The organism is Dyella soli (genome assembly GCF_054482295.1).
In genome coordinates this window covers 1-5,549 of the sequence record NZ_JBTFFU010000007.1, presented here as the reverse complement: position 1 = coordinate 5,549, position 5,549 = coordinate 1, and the positions used below count along the sequence as shown (strand labels likewise).

At 54.4% G+C, this 5,549-nt stretch carries 2 tRNA genes and 3 rRNA genes; all 5 read left to right on the top strand.

Annotated elements, in window-relative coordinates:
* Nucleotides 1-259 precede the first annotated feature (259 nt).
* Nucleotides 260-1,804 (top strand): 16S ribosomal RNA (locus tag ACXU4B_RS18080).
* A gap of 196 nt (nt 1,805-2,000) precedes the next feature.
* Nucleotides 2,001-2,077: transfer RNA gene (locus ACXU4B_RS18075), tRNA-Ile, on the top strand.
* 11 nt (nt 2,078-2,088) lie between these two features.
* Nucleotides 2,089-2,164: transfer RNA gene (locus ACXU4B_RS18070), tRNA-Ala, on the top strand.
* A 198-nt stretch (nt 2,165-2,362) separates the two neighbouring features.
* Nucleotides 2,363-5,242 (top strand): 23S ribosomal RNA (locus tag ACXU4B_RS18065).
* 147 nt (nt 5,243-5,389) lie between these two features.
* A 5S ribosomal RNA gene (rrf, locus tag ACXU4B_RS18060) occupies nt 5,390-5,502 on the top strand.
* Together the 16S, 23S and 5S rRNA genes with 2 tRNA genes alongside form the textbook arrangement of a ribosomal RNA operon.
* Nucleotides 5,503-5,549: the final 47 nt, after the last annotated feature.

The following is a 5,549-nucleotide window of genomic DNA, read 5'->3' as shown; positions in this document are numbered from 1 at the left end:
TTCGCTGAAGGTGTTGACGGATACGGAAAACGATGTAAGATGAGCGGCTCACTCGGAACGAAATGTTCCGGCGCGAAAACGGCAACGGTTCGCAAGTGATTGAGATCTTTGACAGTGTGCGCAGGTGACTTGTGTGGACGCCTTGCAGCGGACGGAATGACTGTCCAAGCAATGCAAGGGTCCAACATAAGTCAGCAATGACGTTTTATGTTGGGATCACCCTTCAGAAAGATAGACGGTCTTCGGACTGTCGAAAACTTAAGTGAAGAGTTTGATCCTGGCTCAGATTGAACGCTGGCGGCATGCCTAACACATGCAAGTCGAACGGCAGCACAGCAGTAGCAATACTGTGGGTGGCGAGTGGCGGACGGGTGAGTAATGCATCGGGACCTACCTAGACGTGGGGGATAACGTAGGGAAACTTACGCTAATACCGCATACGTCCTACGGGAGAAAGCAGGGGACCTTCGGGCCTTGCGCGGTTAGACGGACCGATGTTCGATTAGCTAGTTGGTAGGGTAAAGGCCTACCAAGGCGACGATCGATAGCTGGTCTGAGAGGATGATCAGCCACACTGGAACTGAGACACGGTCCAGACTCCTACGGGAGGCAGCAGTGGGGAATATTGGACAATGGGCGCAAGCCTGATCCAGCAATGCCGCGTGTGTGAAGAAGGCCTTCGGGTTGTAAAGCACTTTTATCAGGAGCGAAATGCCATTGGTTAATACCCGATGGAGCTGACGGTACCTGAGGAATAAGCACCGGCTAACTTCGTGCCAGCAGCCGCGGTAATACGAAGGGTGCAAGCGTTAATCGGAATTACTGGGCGTAAAGCGTGCGTAGGCGGTTTGTTAAGTCTGTTGTGAAATCCCCGGGCTCAACCTGGGAATGGCAATGGATACTGGCAAGCTAGAGTGTGATAGAGGATGGTGGAATTCCCGGTGTAGCGGTGAAATGCGTAGAGATCGGGAGGAACATCAGTGGCGAAGGCGGCCATCTGGATCAACACTGACGCTGAGGCACGAAAGCGTGGGGAGCAAACAGGATTAGATACCCTGGTAGTCCACGCCCTAAACGATGCGAACTGGATGTTGGTCTCAACTCGGAGATCAGTGTCGAAGCTAACGCGTTAAGTTCGCCGCCTGGGGAGTACGGTCGCAAGACTGAAACTCAAAGGAATTGACGGGGGCCCGCACAAGCGGTGGAGTATGTGGTTTAATTCGATGCAACGCGAAGAACCTTACCTGGCCTTGACATGTCTGGAATCCTGCAGAGATGCGGGAGTGCCTTCGGGAATCAGAACACAGGTGCTGCATGGCTGTCGTCAGCTCGTGTCGTGAGATGTTGGGTTAAGTCCCGCAACGAGCGCAACCCTTGTCCTTAGTTGCCAGCACGTAATGGTGGGAACTCTAAGGAGACTGCCGGTGACAAACCGGAGGAAGGTGGGGATGACGTCAAGTCATCATGGCCCTTACGGCCAGGGCTACACACGTACTACAATGGTCGGTACAGAGGGTTGCAATACCGCGAGGTGGAGCCAATCCCAGAAAGCCGATCCCAGTCCGGATCGAAGTCTGCAACTCGACTTCGTGAAGTCGGAATCGCTAGTAATCGCAGATCAGCTATGCTGCGGTGAATACGTTCCCGGGCCTTGTACACACCGCCCGTCACACCATGGGAGTGAGTTGCTCCAGAAGCCGTTAGTCTAACCGCAAGGGGGACGACGACCACGGAGTGGTTCATGACTGGGGTGAAGTCGTAACAAGGTAGCCGTATCGGAAGGTGCGGCTGGATCACCTCCTTTCGAGATAGGCAGCTTTCGCTGCTGCAAGACGTCCACACAAGACACCTGCACTTCTTTTCACGCGACATCCGTGTCGCGGAGAGCGAAAGTCAAGACGTCGCCATCCCTGGCGACACTCTTCAAATAAATCACGCTTCGTAGAACACGCTTCTACGGGTCGTGTTTCGCTTTTGCGGCACACGGATACAAGGTTCCCGGGTCTGTAGCTCAGGTGGTTAGAGCGCACCCCTGATAAGGGTGAGGCCGGTGGTTCGAGTCCTCCCAGACCCACCACCAAATCACTTGGGGCCATAGCTCAGCTGGGAGAGCACCTGCTTTGCAAGCAGGGGGTCGTCAGTTCGATCCTGACTGGCTCCACCATTTGGTGACGCGACGTGAAATGAAGGCAGCGCACACATAAAGATTTAGAAACGAGGCGGCACTGTGGCCGTTCTTGTGTTCATTGAAAACGTAAACGAGTGACAAGCGTCTTGGTTCGAAACCGAATCGAGATGTGTCGTTGAGGCACAAGCAAACGCGTTGTTTGGACAGTAATCCCGAGGCGACTTGGGGTTATATGGTCAAGCGACCAAGCGTATACGGTGGATGCCTTGGCAGTCAGAGGCGATGAAGGACGTGGCAGCCTGCGAAAAGTGTCGGGGAGCTGGCAACAAGCTTTGATCCGGCAATGTCCGAATGGGGAAACCCACTCCGCAAGGAGTACTGCATGGTGAATACATAGCCATGCAGGGCGAACCCGGGGAACTGAAATATCTAAGTACCCGGAGGAAAAGAAATCAACCGAGATTCCGTCAGTAGCGACGAGCGAACGCGGACTAGCCCAAAAGCATCTAGTGTTTTAGCCGAACGGTTTGGAAAGGCCGGCCATAGCGGGTGATAGCCCCGTAGGCGAAAGGGCATTAGATGTGAAATTGAGTAAGGCGGGGCACGAGAAACCCTGTCTGAACATGGGGGGACCATCCTCCAAGGCTAAATACTCCTGACTGACCGATAGCGAACTAGTACCGTGAGGGAAAGGCGAAAAGAACCCCGGAGAGGGGAGTGAAATAGACCCTGAAACCGTATACGTACAAGCAGTGGAAGCCCGCAAGGGTGACTGCGTACCTTTTGTATAATGGGTCAGCGACTTACTGTCAGTGGCAAGCTTAACCGTATAGGGGAGGCGAAGGGAAACCGAGTCTGAATAGGGCGCATAGTCTCTGGCAGTAGACCCGAAACCGAGTGATCTATCCTTGGCCAGGTTGAAGGTGCGGTAACACGCACTGGAGGACCGAACCCACATCTGTTGCAATAGATGGGGATGAGCTGAGGATAGGAGTGAAAGGCTAAACAAACTCGGAGATAGCTGGTTCTCCTCGAAAGCTATTTAGGTAGCGCCTCGTATGAATCTTCCTGGGGGTAGAGCACTGTTATGGCTAGCGGGCCATCGCGGCTTAGTAAACCATGGCAAACTCCGAATACCAGGACAGAATGTACGGGAGACACACGGCGGGTGCTAACGTCCGTCGTGAAAAGGGAAACAACCCAGACCCGCAGCTAAGGTCCCAAAGTTATAGCTAAGTGGAAAACGATGTGGAAAGGCATAGACAGCCAGGAGGTTGGCTTAGAAGCAGCCACCCTTTAAAGAAAGCGTAATAGCTCACTGGTCGAGTCGGTCTGCGCGGAAGATTTAACGGGGCTAAGCTATACACCGAAGCTCGGGGTGCACACGCAAGTGTGCGCGGTAGAGGAGCGTTCCGTAAGCCTGTGAAGGTGAGTTGAGAAGCTTGCTGGAGGTATCGGAAGTGCGAATGCTGACATGAGTAACGATAATGGGGGTGAAAAGCCCCCACGCCGAAAGCCCAAGGTTTCCTCGCGCAACGTTCATCGGCGCAGGGTGAGTCGGCCCCTAAGGCGAGGCAGAAATGCGTAGTCGATGGGAAGCTGGTTAATATTCCAGCACTTGTCTGTAGTGCGATGTGGGGACGGAGAAGGTTAGGTCTACCGGGCGTTGGTTGTCCCGGGGAAAGGCGGTAGGCATGAGGGTTAGGCAAATCCGGCCCTCTTTATGCCGAGCACCGAGACGAGCCCTTTTGGGCGAAGTGACTGATACCACGCTTCCAGGAAAAGCCACTAAGCTTCAGCTACAGAGAAACCGTACCGTAAACCGACACTGGTAGGCAGGGTGAGAATCCCAAGGCGCTTGAGAGAACTCGGGTGAAGGAACTAGGCAAAATGGCACCGTAACTTCGGGAGAAGGTGCGCCCTTTTTGGTGGTCACGTGCGTGACTGAGCTGAGAAGGGTCGCAGTAACCTGGCCGCTGCGACTGTTTATCAAAAACACAGCACTCTGCAAACACGAAAGTGGACGTATAGGGTGTGACGCCTGCCCGGTGCTGGAAGGTTAATTGATGGGGTCAGCCGCAAGGCGAAGCTCTTGATCGAAGCCCCAGTAAACGGCGGCCGTAACTATAACGGTCCTAAGGTAGCGAAATTCCTTGTCGGGTAAGTTCCGACCTGCACGAATGGCGTAACGACAGCGGCGCTGTCTCCACCCGAGACTCAGTGAAATTGAAATCGCTGTGAAGATGCAGCGTTCCCGCGGCAAGACGGAAAGACCCCGTGAACCTTTACTACAGCTTCACACTGAACGTTGAGTTCTTCTGTGTAGGATAGGTGGGAGGCTATGAAACCGAGACGCTAGTTTCGGTGGAGCCATCCTTGAAATACCACCCTGAAGTGCTTGACGTTCTAACCTAGGTCCGTAATCCGGATCAGGGACCGTGTGTGGTGGGTAGTTTGACTGGGGCGGTCTCCTCCCAAAGAGTAACGGAGGAGCACGAAGGTACGCTCAGCGCGGTCGGACATCGCGCACTGTGTGCAAAGGCATAAGCGTGCTTGACTGCGAGATCGACGGATCAAGCAGGTACGAAAGTAGGTCTTAGTGATCCGGTGGTTCTGTATGGAAGGGCCATCGCTCAACGGATAAAAGGTACTCCGGGGATAACAGGCTGATACCGCCCAAGAGTTCATATCGACGGCGGTGTTTGGCACCTCGATGTCGGCTCATCACATCCTGGGGCTGTAGCCGGTCCCAAGGGTATGGCTGTTCGCCATTTAAAGTGGTACGCGAGCTGGGTTCAGAACGTCGTGAGACAGTTCGGTCCCTATCTGTCGTGGGCGTTGGAGATTTGAGGGGGGCTGCTCCTAGTACGAGAGGACCGGAGTGGACGTTCCGCTGGTGTTCGGGTTGTCATGCCCATGGCATTGCCCGGTAGCTACGAACGGAAGTGATAACCGCTGAAAGCATCTAAGCGGGAAGCACGCCCCAAGATGAGATCTCCCGAGACTTCGAGTCTCCTTAAGGCACCATCAAGACTAGGTGGTTGATAGGCGCGGTGTGGAAGTGCAGCAATGCATTGAGCTTACGCGTACTAATGAGCCGTGCGGCTTGACCATATAACCCCAAGACGCTTTGCTGTAACGCGCTATCCTTTACGGACAGCTCGCTTCAACGAACCATCTGATCCGAATTTCACCTCGACGCTTGTCACTCGTTTACCCCTTTGCGGGACTGGCGCATCCGTGCGCTGTCCCCACCTTTTCCCTGGCGGCTATAGCGCTGTGGTACCACCCGATCCCATCCCGAACTCGGAAGTGAAACGCAGCTGCGCCGATGGTAGTGTGAGCTTTCATGCAAGAGTAGGTCACCGCCAGGGGCTTCATCCCTCAAACGCCTTCCCATCCGGGAAGGCGTTTGTCTTTG